Origin of the sequence: Dorea sp. AM58-8, from assembly GCF_003464045.1 — a bacterium.
Lineage (GTDB): Bacteria > Bacillota > Clostridia > Lachnospirales > Lachnospiraceae > Claveliimonas > Claveliimonas ammoniilytica.
In genome coordinates, this window is sequence record NZ_QSDM01000004.1 from 106,082 (window position 1) to 122,268 (window position 16,187).

The following is a 16,187-nucleotide window of genomic DNA, read 5'->3' on the forward strand; positions in this document are numbered from 1 at the left end:
ATGGAGAACCACGGTGATCCGCGAGACAGAGATGGTGAATCCGGGACAGAACATGAAGAATATGAGTTTCTGCAGGAGACCTTGAAGGACGAGAAGAAGCGGGGCAGAATCGGAAAAAGTACGATCATAAAGTGTGCAGCTCTGGGACTGGTATTTGGTATGGCGGCCAGTCTTGGTTTTTTTGCGCTAAAACCATGGGCAGAAGATCTGATGCTTGGAGATCCTGATGAGATAACAATTCCGGAAGAAGAGGAAGATGAAGGGAATACAGCCACAGCTGAGGAGGAACAGTCACTTGTAGTGAGCATGGATCATTACCGGGAGATGAGTGCAGCCCTGACAGAGATCGCTGACAAGGCAAAATACAGCATGGCCAGAATATCGGTAGCTGCAGATGACACCGTTGATGCGGAGAATATAACAGGAGCAGATGAGACAGATGCGGCGGGTACGGATAGCGTAACTGGCGTGATCATAGCGGATAATGGTCAGGAATACCTGGTCTTTGGAAGCAACAGAGTATGTCAGGGGGAAGAAGCTGTAGAAGTGACATTTGCAGACGGCAGAAGTTATGAGGCAGGTGTGAAGCAGAGCGACGGAACACTTGGATATGCTGTGTATGCAGTGCATAAGAGCAGTCTTGCGGCGTCTACGGCGGAGAAGATACAGGTGGCTACTCTTGGACGTACAGGAACTGCGGAACAGGGGAATACGGTTATTGCTATGGGTGATCCGTTTGGTTATGGAGATTCTATCGGTTATGGAGTTATTGCGTCATCCGGTACAGAAAAGAACCGTACCGATGGGGAATACCAGGTAATCGGCACTGACATTTCCGGTACATCGGATGGAACAGGTGCATTATTTAACGTAAACGGCGAGGTCGTTGGCATGATCGATGCAGCAGCCAGAGATGAAGATATGGCAACGGTAACAGCGTATGGGATTTCGGATCTGAAAGCGATGATCGAATGTCTGTCAAATGGTGAGACGGTACCGTATCTTGGAATTACCGGCGTGTCTGTTACGGAGGAAATTGCCAGTGACCAGGGAATACCACGAGGTGTGTATGTGCAGAAAGTGGAAGCAGATTCACCGGCTATGGAAGCAGGTATCCAGAGCGGCGATGTGATCACGGAAGTTGCTAAGACAGCGGTGACAACATTGTCGGCATATCATACAGTGCTGATGAAGCAGAAGACCGGTGACAGCATTCGTGTGAAGGGAATGCGGAAGGGAACCGATGGTTATGTGGATGTGCAGTATAATGTGACTGTAGGAAGCTTCAGATGAGACCTGTTATGAGCATTTATAAAATTAGAAGAACATAATAGAAAGAGAGAATTTATCATGAGATATATCAATACCCTCTGTGAGGGCGAGACAATTCGTAATGTGTATTTGTGTAAAGGGAAGCGTTCGGCGGAGACGAGAAATGGCAAGCCATATGACAATCTGATCTTGCAGGATAAGACCGGCACGCTGGATGGTAAGGTGTGGGATCCGAATTCAAGTGGGATCGCAGATTATGATGAGCTGGACTTTATCGAGGTGTTCGGTGAAGTGACCAGCTATAATAATGCCCTTCAGTTGAATATCCGTCAGATCCGCAAGGCATATGAGGATGAATATAATCCGGCAGATTACATGCCGACGACTGAGAAGAATGAAGACACCATGTACCAGGAACTTCTGAATTACGGGAAACAGATCGGCAACACTTATCTGAAACAGGTGGTGGAGTATTATTTCGTAAATAATCAGGAATTTGTAAAGGTGTTTAAGGGACATTCCGCAGCGAAGAGTGTGCATCACGGATTCGCAGGAGGACTTCTGGAACATACATTAAGTGTTGTGAAGATGTGTGAATACATGGTTGGCGCATATCCAATCCTGAATCGTGATCTGCTGTATACCGCAGCAATGTGTCATGATATCGGCAAAGTGAAAGAGCTGTCTGCATTTCCAAAGAATGATTATACGGATGAAGGACAGTTATTAGGACATATTGTGATTGGCGTGGAGATGGTAAATGATGCGATTCGTGAGATCCCGGATTTTCCGGAGAAGCTGGCCAATGAACTGAAGCACTGCATCATCTCACATCATGGAGAATTGGAGTATGGCTCGCCGAAGAAACCGGCATTGCCGGAAGCGTTTGCCCTAAACTTTGCAGACTGTGCAGATGCCAAGATGGAGACGCTGACTGAGATCTTCAAAGACAGCAAGAATATGAAAGATAAAGAATGGACTGGATATAACCGACTGTTTGAGACAAATCTCAGAAAGAGCAGTCTGGAAAAGTAGACGGATAAGAGTATATAAATAGACGATGAGTATGAAGAAAAATGATCTGACAACAGTTACAATTGAAGATATGGGTGTCGGCGGCGAAGGCATCGGTAAGGTAGACGGCTATACGCTGTTTGTGAAGGATGCGGTTATTGGTGATGTGGCAGAAGTGAAGGTCATGAAGGCGAAGAAGCATTATGGTTATGCACGCCTGATGAAGATATTGCAGCCATCAAAAGATAGAGTAGAGCCTGTCTGTCCGGTGGCGAGACAATGCGGAGGCTGTCAGATACAGGCATTGAACTATGAGAAACAGCTGGAATTTAAGCATAACAAGGTGCGCAACAATCTGATCCGACTGGGCGGTATTCCAGAGGAACTTTTGGATGAGATTATGGAACCGGCAGCAGGAATGAAAGAGCCGTTCCGTTATCGCAATAAAGCACAGTTTCCGATTGGCAGAGACCGTGATGGAAAGCTGACTGCCGGATTCTATGCAGGCAGGACACACCAGATCATTCCGGTGCCGGAGCGTGACTGCGTACTGGGGGTAAAAGAGAATAAAGAAATCTTGGACGCAATTCTGGAATTTATGCAGGTGGAACATATCGAACCATATAATGAAGAAAATCACAGTGGACTGGTGCGCCATGTACTGATCCGTTATGGATTCCGTACAGGCGAGATCATGGTCTGCCTCGTTATCAATGGAAAGACACTTCCACACAGTGAGAAGCTGGTGGAGAGGCTTACAAAAATACCGGGGATGACGAGTATTACCTGCAGCATCAACCGCGAGAAGACGAATGTCATCATGGGAACGAAGATCCAGCTTCTGTGGGGGCAGATGTATATTACAGATTATATCGGAGAAGTAAAGTTCCAGATATCACCGCTTTCTTTTTATCAGGTGAATCCGGTGCAGACCGAGGTGCTGTATGGAACCGCATTAGAATATGCAGGACTTACCGGTCACGAGACCGTGTGGGATCTGTACTGTGGAATCGGAACCATTTCTCTCTTCCTTGCACAGAAAGCGGAACAGGTCTATGGTGTAGAGATCATTCCGCAGGCAATTGACGATGCGAAAAAGAATGCAGAGATCAATGCGCTGCCTAATGCTGAATTTTTCGTGGGTAAGGCAGAAGAAGTGCTGCCGGGATACTATGCGGATTATACCAAAGAGCACCCGGGAGAACATGCGCACGCAGATGTGATCGTAGTCGATCCGCCACGAAAAGGATGCGAACAGAGTGTACTTGATACCATGGTTCAGATGGAGCCGGAGAGGATTGTATATGTGAGCTGCGATTCTGCAACACTGGCACGAGATGTGAAGTATCTGCGGGAGAACGGGTATGAGATCAGGAAAGTGAAGGCGACAGATATGTTTCCGATGTCGGTTCATGTGGAAAGTATCGTGCTTCTGTCCCACAAATCACCAGACAGTGTTATCAATGTAAAAGTGGAATTTGGAGAAGGCGATGATAAAATATCGTTGGATGCGATTGCAGAGCGAGCAAAGAAATATCAACCGAAACCGAAAATTACATATAAAATGATACAGGAATATGTAGAGAAGAAGTATGGGTTTAAGGTACATACCGCTTATATTGCGGAGGTAAAAAGGTCTTTGGGACTGACAATGTATGATGCGCCTAATGCGACAGAGGAATTGAAACAGCTGAGGAAACGTCCGCCGAAAGAAAAGGTGGAAGCGATAACGGAGGCACTTAAGTATTTTGAGGAAATCTAATGGATGAAAATATTTGCCGGTTTGCAGAGCGGATAGTTCAATTACATCAGAAAGCTTATGAGGTTTATTTGCCGTTAGTTGAAGATGTGTGCAGCAGAACTGTATCGGAAGATGAATTGTCACATTTGTTAGATTATTTACTAGACTTTGCGTGTGATGAAAAAATCCTGGGATTGTACAAATGGGTATGTAGAAAGTATTTGGACGTATATCCCGGTTGTATTAGGAATTATATTGAAGCATATCGGGAAATGTGGGAAGATGAAGATAGTTACTCAGTAGATTTCTCTTAAAGGGAAAAAGATACGGTGTTTCAAAATGTTATGATTTGCTTATGGGAGGTACAATGGGGAAAATAATTAAAGATACAATTCATGCGGCTGGAGTTGATATTGGAATTTATACGCAGGATTTTGAAAATGAATTTATTTCCTTGACGGATATTGCCCGATATAAGAGCGATGATCCGACAGCAGTTATTCAAAACTGGATGAGAAATCGGGATGTGATAGAATTTTTAGGTCTCTGGGAAAGGCTGCATAATCCAGATTTTAAACCCCTCGAATTCGAGGGGTTTAGAAAACAGGCTGGCGCGAATGCTTTTACAATGTCACCTAAGAAATGGATCGAAGCGACAGGCGCCATCGGTATTGTTTCTAAGGCAGGGCGTTATGGAGGAACGTATGCCCATAGCGACATCGCTATGTCTTTTGCAACATGGATTTCTCCTGAGTTTCAGCTTTATATTATGAAAGACTATAGGCGTCTAAAGACAGACGAAAACAGTCGCTTATCTTTGAATTGGAATTTGAATAGAGAAATTTCTAAGTTGAATTACAGGATACATACAGATGCAATTAAAGAAAACCTCATTCCCCCAGAATTAACGCCCGCACAGATAGTGTATACTTATGCGAATGAAGCGGATATGTTGAATGTTGTTTTGTTTGGAAAGACTGCGAAGCAATGGAAAGATGAAAATCCAACAGTGAAAGGGAATATGCGAGACGCAGCAACGCTGAATCAATTACTGGTACTTGCGAATCTGGAAAGTTATAATGCGATTTTAATTAATCAGGAAAAGAATCAGAAAGAGCGGATGGAATTGCTTCGACAGTTGGCAGTGCAGCAATTGCAAACATTGCAAACGGTAAACTTAAATAATTTGCCGAAATTGGAAGAAAAATAGAAGAAAAACAGACTGAATTTTAGTAACTTAAATGTCAGAGAAAAATTATAATTGAGAAAAATGGATAATAATTTTAAATTTGAACGCGATAATCCAAATTATGATTACGAATTTGCAAGCAATAATGAATGGCTGGATGTGCATATAAATCTTTTGTTTAATGAATTAAGAGACATCCAGACTGCAATATATATTTTTAACATTGTAGATAAGGAATGGAATAAAAGAGTACATGACAAAGATGTACCGGAGTATTCCACTGTAAGGACTACGCTATATGAATCGTTAGTGTACAGAGTAGTTTTGGGATTAAACAAGATTTTTGCCGACAGTAAAGAATATTCTTTGTTCAAAGCCACAAATCAGGTTGAGCAGTTATTTCGTAGCAATAAAGAAATATTAAATACTATCCAGGAAATACGTTATAAACTGGACAACAGTGTGATGGTTAGAGTGATTCGGATATATCGGGATAAATTTTTTGCACATTTAGATAAAAAGAGTGTTATGTCATATGTCCGGGTTGATCCGACTTCTGTAATGAATCACATAGATAAGAAGGAACTAGAGGAATGGCTGTGTTTGATGCGGAAACTATATTTAGAGTGTTTTAGTAAAGAACTGCCATCTGAATCAGTTATGCCGAGTAAAGAAGAAGTTGTTTATACATTTTTCTGGAGATGATTTTTAGGCTGGTATGTCGATTACGAATTTAAGCAAGAGAGTATAAAACACACAACTATTAATTTGGATGACAAAGGATTTAATACGAGTTATAGGTCGATTAGTTTGTGAAATCCTAGATCAATAAAGTATTTTGTTGGAATCTGGTAATACCGTTGAAACTGTGTGCCTTTTGGGCAAACGAAAACCAGATACCACGGTAAAACTCGGCGTGGATATGGATGATTACTACCGTATTATAAATGGCAAAGATGAGGAATGATGATTTCGCTATAGTGACTCGTTCACGTTGATAATGTATCTGATTTTGGAGGAAAATTAATTTATGGACAAAGAAAAAGCAGATATGATTATTTATACGACAGAGGATGGTCTGACGAAAGTTGAAACTACTTTTGATGGTGAGACAGTCTGGTTGTCTATTGATCAGATGGCAGAATTGTTTCAGAGAGATCGTAGTGTGATTGGAAAACATGTCAGAAATATTTTTAAAGAGGGAGAGTTAGAAAAAGAGTCAGTGTGGGCAAAATTTGCCTACACTGCGACTGATGGAAAAGTTTACAATGTAGATTATTACAATCTTGATGTTATTATTTCTGTTGGCTATCGTGTAAAATCAAAACGAGGAACACAGTTCAGAATCTGGGCAACTGGTGAATATAAAAAATATAAAGCGCGAACACTCAGCACGGTGGAAGAAGACTACCTGAATGCAATAAAAATATTGGAGAAAAAACAGATAAAAAACTGGATATTTGATCATGTAAGCATCGGTCACAAGTTGATCGGTGCTTTTTAACTTTTTACCGCTGTGGTCGATAAGAAAAGTTGACAAATGCTCAGATATAAAGCTATGATTATTCAGAAAACTTTAATGCCGGGAGATGATTAATTTGAATTTGGATTCAACGAAAAAGAAACAGATGAGTATGCGCGTTGTAATATATTTATTCGGAATGGTGTTGTTAGCATTAGGGATTACATTGAATACGCAGGCAGGTCTTGGAGCGTCAGCAATCGTGTCTGTGCCATACACGATCAGTCAGGGAACCGGGATGAATTTTGCGAACCTGACACTGATTGCTTATTGTGTGCTGGTTGTGGCACAGTTTTTTATCAAGGGGAAAAACCGGAGATGGATTGATGCGCTTCAGGTAGTGGTAAGCATTGTGTTCACTCGTTTTATGGCGTTATTCCAATATGTGATCGGTTATGAAAGCGGAGTTTTTATAAATGATCTGGTAGTGCTGCTGTTGGGGATTCTGTTTACAGGTATCGGTGCAGCTATGACTGTGGATATGAATCTGATTCCCAATCCTGGCGATGGTATCGTAAGCAGTCTGGCGGAACGATTTAATAGGGAACTGGGATTCTGTAAGAATTGCTTTGATGCTTTTTGTGTGGTTTGTTCGTTGGCAATTGGGTTGGCGTTTGGTAATCCACTGATGGGAATCGGTCTGGGTACGGTTCTCTCGATGCTGGGTGTAGGACGTGTGATATATTTTTTTAACAAAGCGGCGAAGGCGCACTTACAGCAATTTACAATGATTTGATAAAATGGAGGTAATTGATATGAAAGTGGTCGTTGCTGTTGATTCGTTTAAAGGTAGTATGAGCTCACGAGAAGCTGGGAATGCGGTCAAAGAAGGGGTATTGAGAGTGTATCCGGATGCGGAAGTTGTGGTAAGAGCTTTGGCGGACGGAGGAGAAGGCACTGTTGAGGCACTCATGGAGGGGCTGGGAGGAGAAAAAGTTAATATAACCGTGACAGGACCAAATAATGAAAAGATAGAATCATATTATGGGTATATAAAAGAAAAAAATATGGCTGTAATAGAAACGGCTGCCGTAGCCGGGCTGGTTCTTGTTGAGCCAGATAACAGGAATCCTTTAACAGCAACTACGTATGGACTGGGTGAAATGATAAAAGATGCAGTTACTCGTGGCTGCCGTGATTTTATATTAGGGCTGGGAGGAAGTGCCACAAATGATGGAGGAGTAGGAATGCTTCAGGCTCTGGGATGGGAATTTAGAGATTCAAAAGGTTGCGAAGTAAGCAGAGGTGCAGAGGGATTAGGAGCTATCGCTTCAATTTCTGATGACAAAATTCTCCAAATATTAAAATCGTGCAGGTTTCGGGTGGCTTGTGATGTGGAAAATCCGTTGTGTGGATTAACGGGTGCTACTTATGTATATGGGGCACAAAAAGGAATCCCTGATGAACTTATGAATAAAATTGATCGTGATATGGAGCATTATGCACAAATCACGTCAAGACATATCGGTGAAGATTTTTCAAAGTTCAGGGGTGCGGGAGCAGCTGGAGGATTAGGATTTGCAGTTTTGAGTTTTCTGCATGCTGAGCTTATACCGGGAATTGAATTGATTCTGGATATCATAAAATTTAAAGAAGATCTGAAAGATGCGGATGTATTAATCACAGGGGAAGGTTGTCTTGATTCTCAAACAGCAATGGGAAAAGCTCCGATCGGAGTTGCGCGATTTGCACATAAATATCAGGAGTTAAAAGTATTAGCGTTCGCGGGCGTAGTATCTGATGGTGCCCGAGAGTGTAATGACAAAGGAATTGATGCTTTTTTTCCGATTATCAGAAACATCACTACTAAAAAAGAGGCAATGAATACACAGAATGCGAGAAGAAATCTTTCAGATACAGTGGAACAGGTTTTTCGCATCTTATAATTAATTTTTGATTGCGGATAACAAAATAGATGAAAATTCTTAAGGAATCTCTCAAGTTTTATTAAGATATTCAAAAAAGCATTGTTATTTCTTTCATACCTGTTACAATAGCAGATATGAAAAAAATAAATATAAAAGAGATCGATACAAAAAGAATATTCTGTACGTTGCTGCCACCAGTTATGGCATTTACAGTAAATTGTATGGTATACTGGGGAGCACCGTTATTTACGGTGGGAAGAACGGCATATAATCTTTCGGGAAATCTGGATGATCTGGTGCCATTTTTACCACCGTTTATTGTTGTGTATTTAGGGTGTTATATTTTTTGGGTGATTAATTATCTGCTTATTTCGGCACAGGGAGACGAGCACAGGTATCGTTTCTTTACAGCGGATATCTGTTCCAGACTGGTCTGTCTGGTGATATTTGTGGTATTTCCGACGACCAATACCAGACCGGAACTGATCGGTCATGATATCTGGACGCAGGCTGTAAGAGCGCTATATCAATGGGATGCACCGCAGAATCTGTTCCCGTCGATCCATTGTCTGGTGAGCTGGATGTGCTGCATTGGTCTGCGTGGATGTGACCGCATTCCGAAGTGGTATAAATGGGTATCGAAGTTTATCGCTGTATTGGTATTTGTATCGACGCTGGCGCTCAGACAGCATGTGCTGATCGATGTAGCCGGCGGAATCCTGCTGGCAGAACTTGTCTGCTATATCAGCAACCGGAGGGACGGATATAAGCTCCTGCAGAAAGTTACGGAGACCGTAGCCGGTTGGATTGCCGGAAGATTGAGTGGGAAGAAGAATGGAAAATAAAAAGAAAACAATATTTAATGTGGTATTTCTGCTTGTGGTTTTTGTTGGAACAATCTATGGAGTATTCCATGGAGAAGACCTGGGAGAGATTGCACAGATTATAAAAACGATCAATCCCCTGTGGCTGATACCGGGCGTTGTCTGCGTTGTGGTATTTATCTGGGGAGAATCCATTATCATTTATTATATGATGCATACACTTGGGATACGTCTGAAAAAGAGAACCTGTTTTTTGTTTTCATCGGTGGGATTTTTCTTTAGCTGCATCACACCGTCTGCTTCGGGGGGACAGCCGGCGCAGATTTATTATATGAAGAAAGAGAAGATCCCCATTCCGGTGTCTACACTGGTGCTGATGATCGTGACGATTACATATAAGTTGGTACTTGTTGTGATTGGTGTGGCGCTGACGATATTCGGGCAGGGATTTATTCACGCATATCTGTGGAATGTACGTCATGTATTTTATCTGGGCACGGCATTGAACGTATTCTGTGTAACAGCGATGCTGATCCTGGTATTTCATCCAGTGCTTGCAAGAGACATCATGGTAAAGGGACTTGCCCTTATAGAGAAAATGCATTTGATGAAGCCGCGAAGATCAAGACTTGAGAAGCTGGAGGCATCGATGGACCAGTACCGGGCAACAGCGGTATATCTGAAAGAACATGTAAAAGTATTGATAGAAGTATTTGGAATTACCGTATTCCAGAGATTTGCGTTATTTGCAGTAACATGGTTTGTATATCGTGCATTTGGTTTGTCGGGAACGTCAGCGGTGGTTATTGTGATCTTGCAGGGAACGATCGCAGTAGCAGTGGATATGCTGCCGCTTCCGGGAGGCATGGGAATCAGCGAGCAGTTGTTCCTTCGAATATTCTTACCGATATTCGGAAGCCAGTTATTGCTTCCGGGTATGATCTTAAGCCGGGGACTTGGCTATTACACGGAGTTGTTTATCAGTGCGATATTTACGATCGTGGCAAATTTTACAATAGGAAGAAGAGAAGAGGATTAATATGTTAGGAGTTTATGATTACACAGTAGTGTTGACTTATGTGAGTGTGTTGATATCTATGGGAGGAATGCTGTTCTCCTTGAATGGCTGTCCGAAAATGGCAGTCGTCTGTCTGGCAGTATCTGGATTCTGTGATATGTTTGACGGTAAGATTGCCCGGACAAAAAAGAACCGCACAGAAGTGGAGAAACGTTTTGGTATTCAGATTGATTCGCTGGCAGACATCATCTGCTTTGGTGTGGCTCCGTCGTTGATCGCATATCGCATGGGAATGAATCACATTGTAGGCATAGCGATTCTTATGTTCTATGTGCTGGCAGGACTGATCCGTCTGGCATGGTTTAACGTGTCCGAAGAGATCCGCCAGAATGAAACAGAGGAAAACAGAGAATGTTATCAGGGCCTGCCAATCACTTCTATGGCAATTGCACTCCCGATTTTGGTTGTATTCCGTCCGCTGTTGGAGCGAGAATTTATTATTGCGCTGCATGCACTGGTATTGGTCATTGGACTTTTATTTATTACGAATTTCAGACTCCGTAAGCCGAAAAAGCTGGGACAGACTATCATGGTTATCATTGTGGCACTGGCAGTGCTTCGTGGACTACATGTCTGGTAAATGATGGGGGTCAGTATGAGATACAGAGATCGTAAAGGAAATGAATATAATGGAGAGAATGGACAGGACAGACTGCTTGCATTTGTCTATGGACATGCTGTGACCAGACTGTTGATCCGTCCGCTTCTGTCACCAATAGTGTCCCGCATAGGCGGGGCATTTTTGAATACCCGGATATCGAAGCTGGGGATTCGTCCATTTGTGAAAAGTAATGGAATCGACCTGTCCATCTATGAGAAGCAGGAATTTGCGTCTTATAATGAATTCTTTACCAGAAGAATACGGGCAGCAGAGCGTCCGGCTGATATACGGGAGAATATGCTGATCAGTCCGAGTGACGGTAAAGTGAGTGTGTATCCGATTGAGGAAAATGGCACATTTTGGATTAAACATACGCCTTATACGGTGCGTCAGCTTCTTCGGGATGACAAATTGGCTGACCGGTATATGGGCGGCTGGATCTATGTGATCCGTCTGACAGTGGATGATTATCACCGTTATTGCTATGTGTCAGATGGTTACAGATCTTCCGGGAGAAGGATTGAGGGAGTGCTTCACACGGTGAATCCGGTGGCAAATGACTGCTATCCGATCTATAAGATGAATACCAGAGAATACTGTCTGTTGAAGACGAGAAAACTTGGAACGGTGCTTACGATGGAAGTCGGTGCACTGATGGTGGGGAAGATCTGCAATTATGTGAAACAGCCATGTGAGGTGCACAGAGGTGAAGAAAAAGGAAGATTTGAATTCGGCGGATCAACGATCATCGTAATGACGGAGCCAGGGAAGGTGATACCCGATCAGGATCTGCGCACCAATACCATAGAATATGCAGAGACTCTGGTGAAGATGGGAGAACATATTGGGGCACAAATAGAACAATAATTGCTAAGGATGCATGTGAAAACTTTCAAAAACAGACCGGAATATCATTAAATATCTATTGAAATGACAAAAAACGCAAGAAAAGATGTCTGAAAATTCATTTTTGACTTGATTTTATAAAAAATATCCATATAATTAGGATAAGGGAAAAGCAGGAAACATTTTCCACATTGGTATGACACTAATAATATCGAAAGAAAAGGGGTATTGGACATGGCGAAGATTGATTTGAGCAAATATGGTATTACAGGAACAACCGAGATCGTGTATAATCCTTCCTACGAGACTCTGTTTGAGGAAGAAACGAAACCGGAACTTACAGGATATGAGAAAGGACAGGTCAGTGAACTTGGTGCAGTCAATGTTATGACTGGTATTTACACAGGTCGTTCTCCAAAAGATAAATTTATCGTAATGGATGAGAATTCTAAGGATACCGTATGGTGGACATCTGAGGAATACAAGAATGATAACCATCCGGCTACACAGGAAGCATGGAACTCTGTAAAAGAGTTAGCAGTGAAGGAGCTTTCTAATAAGAAACTCTATGTTGTAGATGCATTCTGCGGAGCAAATAAGGATACTCGTATGGCAATCCGCTTTATCGTAGAAGTAGCATGGCAGGCTCATTTCGTAACTAATATGTTCATTAAGCCGACAGAAGAAGAACTGAAGGACTTTGAACCAGACTTCGTTGTGTACAATGCTTCTAAGGCAAAGGTAACGAATTATAAAGAGCTCGGACTGAACTCTGAGACAGCTGTTATGTTCAATATCACAAGCCGTGAGCAGGTGATCGTGAACACATGGTACGGCGGAGAGATGAAGAAAGGTATGTTCTCTATGATGAACTATTTCCTGCCGCTGAAGGGCATGGCTGCAATGCACTGCTCAGCTAACACAGATATGAACGGTGAGAACACAGCTATCTTCTTTGGTCTGTCAGGAACAGGTAAGACAACACTGTCTACAGATCCTAAGCGTCTGCTGATCGGTGATGATGAGCACGGCTGGGATGACAATGGTGTATTCAACTTTGAGGGTGGATGCTACGCGAAAGTTATCAACCTCGATAAGGAATCTGAGCCGGATATCTACAATGCGATTAAGAGAAATGCATTGCTTGAAAATGTAACTCTGGACGAGAATGGTAAGATTGACTTTGCTGATAAGAGTGTGACAGAGAATACTCGTGTATCTTACCCAATCGACCATATTCAGAATATCGTACGTCCGATTTCTTCTGCACCGGCAGCTAAGAACGTAATCTTCCTGTCAGCAGATGCATTTGGTGTACTTCCGCCGGTATCTGTACTGACACCGGAGCAGACTCAGTACTACTTCCTGTCAGGATTCACAGCTAAGCTTGCAGGTACGGAGCGTGGAATCACAGAGCCTACACCTACATTCTCAGCTTGCTTCGGTCAGGCATTCCTGGAACTGCATCCAACCAAGTACGCAGAAGAGCTTGTTAAGAAGATGGAGAAGAGTGGAGCAAAGGCTTACCTTGTTAATACAGGATGGAATGGAACAGGTAAACGTATCTCTATCAAGGATACCCGTGGAATCATCGATGCAATCCTGAACGGAGACATTAAGAATGCACCGACTAAGAAGATCCCATACTTCAACTTCGAAGTACCGACAGAACTTTCAGGTGTAGATCCTGCAATTCTGGATCCAAGAGATACTTATGCAGATGCTTCTGAGTGGGAAGCAAAGGCAAAGGATCTTGCTTCAAGATTCGTAAAGAATTTCGCAAAATATGAAGGTAATGAAGCTGGTAAGGCACTGGTATCAGCAGGACCGGAAGCATAATCAAAGATATCAGATACCCTTTTATAAAAATGTGATAAATTAATAACAAGGCTGTCGCACTATTCGATTAGTGCGGCAGCTTTGTTGCGTATAAAATCAAATGATATATTAGTTGTCCCAGATGAAAAATTGAACAATTAAGAGCACTTCAGAACAGCGAATGTTTAAAAAATGACCAAAAGTCAAAAAAAGGTCAAAAATAGTGTTGACTATTGCTTTTTGTGGGAGTATAGTTCCAGTGTAATAAAAATGACTACCGGTCATAAATAAAGGAGTGGACATCATGGTTAAGGTAGGTAAATGGATAGCCAAGCAGAGGGTCTTAATTCTGCTTATCGGATTCCTGTTAATAATCCCATCAATCATCGGAATGGCTAAGACAAGAGTAAATTATGATCTGTTAAGCTATCTGCCGGAGCATCTTGAGACGGTTAAGGGACAGGATATTCTGGTAGATGAATATGGCATGGGAGCATTCTCCATGGTCGTAGTAGAAGATACGGATCTGAAAGATGTACAGAAACTGGAAGAGAAATTTGAAAAAGTCGATCATGTCAAAGATGTTCTCTGGTACGACGATGTAGCAGACATTAGCCTTCCGGTAGAAATGATTCCAAAGGATTTGAGAGAATCATTCTTCGAGGGAGACGCTACGATGATGTTGGTGTTATTCGATAATACAACATCTTCCGATGATGCAATGAATGCAGTCACAGAACTCAGATCGATTGCAAGTAAGCAGTGTTTTATCGCCGGTATGACCGGTGTTGTAACCGATATTAAGAACGTGGCAATGCAGGAGCTTCCAATATATGTCGTCATTGCAGCGGTATTAAGTCTGATTGTGCTGGAACTTACATCAGGATCTTTTGTAGTTCCGTTCTTGTTCTTGTTGAGTATCGGACTTGCGATTTTATATAATCTGGGAAGTAATATTTTCCTCGGTGAGACATCATATATTACAAAAGCGTTGACCGCGGTATTACAGCTTGGTGTTACAATGGATTATTCCATTTTCCTGCTGAACAGTTATGAGGAAAATAAACTAAGATTCCCGGGTGATAAAGAAAGAGCCATGGGACATGCGATATCCAACACGTTCAAGTCTGTTGCAGGAAGTTCTGTAACAACCGTCGCAGGATTCCTGGCACTGTGTGTTATGACATTTGCACTGGGACGAGATCTCGGTATCGTAATGGCAAAAGGTGTATTAGTCGGAGTTATCTGTTGCGTAACAATTCTTCCGGCACTGGTACTGGTATTTGATGGACCGATTGAAAAGACCAGACATAAGTTGTTACTTAGCAATCTCGATAAGCCATCTGCATTTATTACAAAACATTATAAAGCCTGGATCGTTATTTTCCTGGTATTGTTGTTCCCGGCAATTTACGGTAATAACCATACAAAGATTTATTATAATATTGCACAGTCGCTTCCGAGTACATTGGATTGTAACATTGCAAATGATGAATTGAAAAAAGATTTTAACCTCAGCAATATGCATATCATCATGCTGGATAAAGGTATGAGTGTAAAAGATAAAGAGGAAATGTTCAAGAAGATTGACGATGTCGATGGTGTGAAATGGACATTGGGAATGAACTCTCTGGTAGGTGCCGGAGTTCCTGATTCTATGATCCCGGATGATGTCAAGAGCATGCTCGAGAGTGATGATCATGAACTGGCATTTGTATGCTCCAAGTATGAGTCGGCGACAGACGAAGTGAATGCACAGATTGCGCAGATTGATAAGATTGTAAAGAAATACGATGATACCGGAATGGTCATCGGTGAAGCACCATTGATGAAAGACCTGGAGGATGTAACTAATGTAGACCTGGTAAGAGTCAATGCGATATCAATCATAGCAATATTTATCATTATCTTACTGGTATTCAAATCAATATCCTTACCGATCATATTGGTAGCAGTTATTGAGTTTGCGATATTTGTAAATATGGCAATCCCGTATTATCAGGGGATCAGTCTTCCGTTCGTAGCAAGCATTGTTATCGGAGCGATCCAGTTGGGAGCTACCGTAGACTATGCGATTCTGATGACCACACGTTATCAGAAAGAGCGTATGAAAGGAAAAGATAAGATGGAAGCAATTGGCATTGCACATAGAACAAGTATGCCGTCTATCATCAGCAGTGGGCTGAGTTTCTTCGCAGCAACATTTGGTGTGGCCTGCTACTCAAAGGTAGAGATGATCGGATCTATCTGTACATTGTTAGCACGAGGAGCAGTCATCAGTACGGTTGTCGTTCTGCTTATATTGCCGGCAATGTTCATGATATTTGATAAAGTGATCATCAAGACAACGAAGGGATTTAAGCAAGAACAATTAGAAAGTACACCGAGTGCATCATAAAGAAAGGGGATAGTCA

Annotated in this window: 15 protein-coding genes; all 15 read left to right on the plus strand. The window is 42.2% G+C overall.

Features of this window, described 5'->3' with window-relative positions; all coding sequences use genetic code 11:
* The 15 genes from DXA18_RS04850 (at window position 1) to DXA18_RS04920 (ending at window position 16,171) form a co-directional block, all read left to right on the plus strand.
* Window positions 1-1,293: a S1C family serine protease gene (locus tag DXA18_RS04850; RefSeq protein WP_118382930.1), complete on the plus strand. Its 1,293-nt coding sequence runs from the start codon at window positions 1-3 to the stop codon at window positions 1,291-1,293.
* Between the two features lie 57 nt (window positions 1,294-1,350).
* A complete protein-coding gene (locus tag DXA18_RS04855; RefSeq protein WP_118382931.1) occupies window positions 1,351-2,307 on the plus strand; it encodes a 3'-5' exoribonuclease YhaM family protein in 957 nt (318 codons plus the stop codon).
* Between the two features lie 31 nt (window positions 2,308-2,338).
* Window positions 2,339-4,048 carry a 23S rRNA (uracil(1939)-C(5))-methyltransferase RlmD gene (gene rlmD / locus DXA18_RS04860; protein WP_118383024.1) on the plus strand — a complete coding sequence of 570 codons (1,710 nt, stop codon included), beginning with the start codon at window positions 2,339-2,341 and terminating at the stop codon, window positions 4,046-4,048.
* Entirely contained in the window at window positions 4,048-4,341 is a 294-nt protein-coding gene (locus DXA18_RS04865) for a hypothetical protein (protein ID WP_118382932.1), read from the plus strand. Before rlmD ends, DXA18_RS04865 begins: the two co-directional genes overlap by 1 nt.
* A 53-nt stretch (window positions 4,342-4,394) precedes the next feature.
* Window positions 4,395-5,237, plus strand: coding sequence for a KilA-N domain-containing protein (locus DXA18_RS04870; protein ID WP_118382933.1), 843 nt, complete (start codon window positions 4,395-4,397; stop codon window positions 5,235-5,237).
* Between the two features lie 51 nt (window positions 5,238-5,288).
* Entirely contained in the window at window positions 5,289-5,921 is a 633-nt protein-coding gene (locus tag DXA18_RS04875; RefSeq protein ID WP_118382934.1) for a hypothetical protein, read from the plus strand.
* A gap of 325 nt (window positions 5,922-6,246) precedes the next feature.
* Window positions 6,247-6,720, plus strand: coding sequence for a virulence RhuM family protein (locus DXA18_RS04880; protein WP_118382935.1), 474 nt, complete (start codon window positions 6,247-6,249; stop codon window positions 6,718-6,720).
* Window positions 6,721-6,814: 94 nt separating this feature from the next.
* Entirely contained in the window at window positions 6,815-7,474 is a 660-nt protein-coding gene (locus DXA18_RS04885) for a YczE/YyaS/YitT family protein (protein WP_243007040.1), read from the plus strand.
* Between the two features lie 19 nt (window positions 7,475-7,493).
* Window positions 7,494-8,624, plus strand: coding sequence for a glycerate kinase family protein (locus DXA18_RS04890; protein WP_118382936.1), 1,131 nt, complete (start codon window positions 7,494-7,496; stop codon window positions 8,622-8,624).
* A 116-nt stretch (window positions 8,625-8,740) separates the two neighbouring features.
* A complete protein-coding gene (locus DXA18_RS04895) occupies window positions 8,741-9,451 on the plus strand; it encodes a phosphatase PAP2 family protein (protein ID WP_118382937.1) in 711 nt (236 codons plus the stop codon).
* Entirely contained in the window at window positions 9,441-10,469 is a 1,029-nt protein-coding gene (locus DXA18_RS04900) for a lysylphosphatidylglycerol synthase transmembrane domain-containing protein (protein ID WP_118382938.1), read from the plus strand. The genes DXA18_RS04895 and DXA18_RS04900 overlap by 11 nt, the downstream gene beginning before the upstream one ends.
* A gap of 1 nt (window position 10,470) precedes the next feature.
* Complete coding sequence (locus tag DXA18_RS04905; RefSeq protein WP_118382939.1) at window positions 10,471-11,088, plus strand: CDP-alcohol phosphatidyltransferase family protein; 618 nt, start codon at window positions 10,471-10,473, stop codon at window positions 11,086-11,088.
* A 15-nt stretch (window positions 11,089-11,103) separates the two neighbouring features.
* The gene (locus DXA18_RS04910; protein ID WP_118382940.1) at window positions 11,104-11,976 is read left to right on the plus strand and encodes a phosphatidylserine decarboxylase; all 873 of its coding nucleotides are present in this window, start codon (window positions 11,104-11,106) and stop codon (window positions 11,974-11,976) included.
* Between the two features lie 213 nt (window positions 11,977-12,189).
* Entirely contained in the window at window positions 12,190-13,794 is a 1,605-nt protein-coding gene (gene pckA / locus DXA18_RS04915) for a phosphoenolpyruvate carboxykinase (ATP) (protein WP_118382941.1), read from the plus strand.
* A 283-nt stretch (window positions 13,795-14,077) separates the two neighbouring features.
* Window positions 14,078-16,171: an efflux RND transporter permease subunit gene (locus tag DXA18_RS04920; protein ID WP_118382942.1), complete on the plus strand. Its 2,094-nt coding sequence runs from the start codon at window positions 14,078-14,080 to the stop codon at window positions 16,169-16,171.
* Window positions 16,172-16,187 lie beyond the last annotated feature (16 nt).

Coding starts and splice junctions, on each gene's coding strand:
- DXA18_RS04850 (WP_118382930.1), top strand. CDS start 1: ATGGAGAACCACGGTGATCCGCGAGACAGAGATGGTGAATCCGGGACA.
- DXA18_RS04855 (WP_118382931.1), top strand. CDS start 1,351: ATGAGATATATCAATACCCTCTGTGAGGGCGAGACAATTCGTAATGTG.
- rlmD (WP_118383024.1), top strand. CDS start 2,339: ATGAAGAAAAATGATCTGACAACAGTTACAATTGAAGATATGGGTGTC.
- DXA18_RS04865 (WP_118382932.1), top strand. CDS start 4,048: ATGGATGAAAATATTTGCCGGTTTGCAGAGCGGATAGTTCAATTACAT.
- DXA18_RS04870 (WP_118382933.1), top strand. CDS start 4,395: ATGGGGAAAATAATTAAAGATACAATTCATGCGGCTGGAGTTGATATT.
- DXA18_RS04880 (WP_118382935.1), top strand. CDS start 6,247: ATGGACAAAGAAAAAGCAGATATGATTATTTATACGACAGAGGATGGT.
- DXA18_RS04890 (WP_118382936.1), top strand. CDS start 7,494: ATGAAAGTGGTCGTTGCTGTTGATTCGTTTAAAGGTAGTATGAGCTCA.
- DXA18_RS04895 (WP_118382937.1), top strand. CDS start 8,741: ATGAAAAAAATAAATATAAAAGAGATCGATACAAAAAGAATATTCTGT.
- DXA18_RS04900 (WP_118382938.1), top strand. CDS start 9,441: ATGGAAAATAAAAAGAAAACAATATTTAATGTGGTATTTCTGCTTGTG.
- DXA18_RS04905 (WP_118382939.1), top strand. CDS start 10,471: ATGTTAGGAGTTTATGATTACACAGTAGTGTTGACTTATGTGAGTGTG.
- DXA18_RS04910 (WP_118382940.1), top strand. CDS start 11,104: ATGAGATACAGAGATCGTAAAGGAAATGAATATAATGGAGAGAATGGA.
- pckA (WP_118382941.1), top strand. CDS start 12,190: ATGGCGAAGATTGATTTGAGCAAATATGGTATTACAGGAACAACCGAG.
- DXA18_RS04920 (WP_118382942.1), top strand. CDS start 14,078: ATGGTTAAGGTAGGTAAATGGATAGCCAAGCAGAGGGTCTTAATTCTG.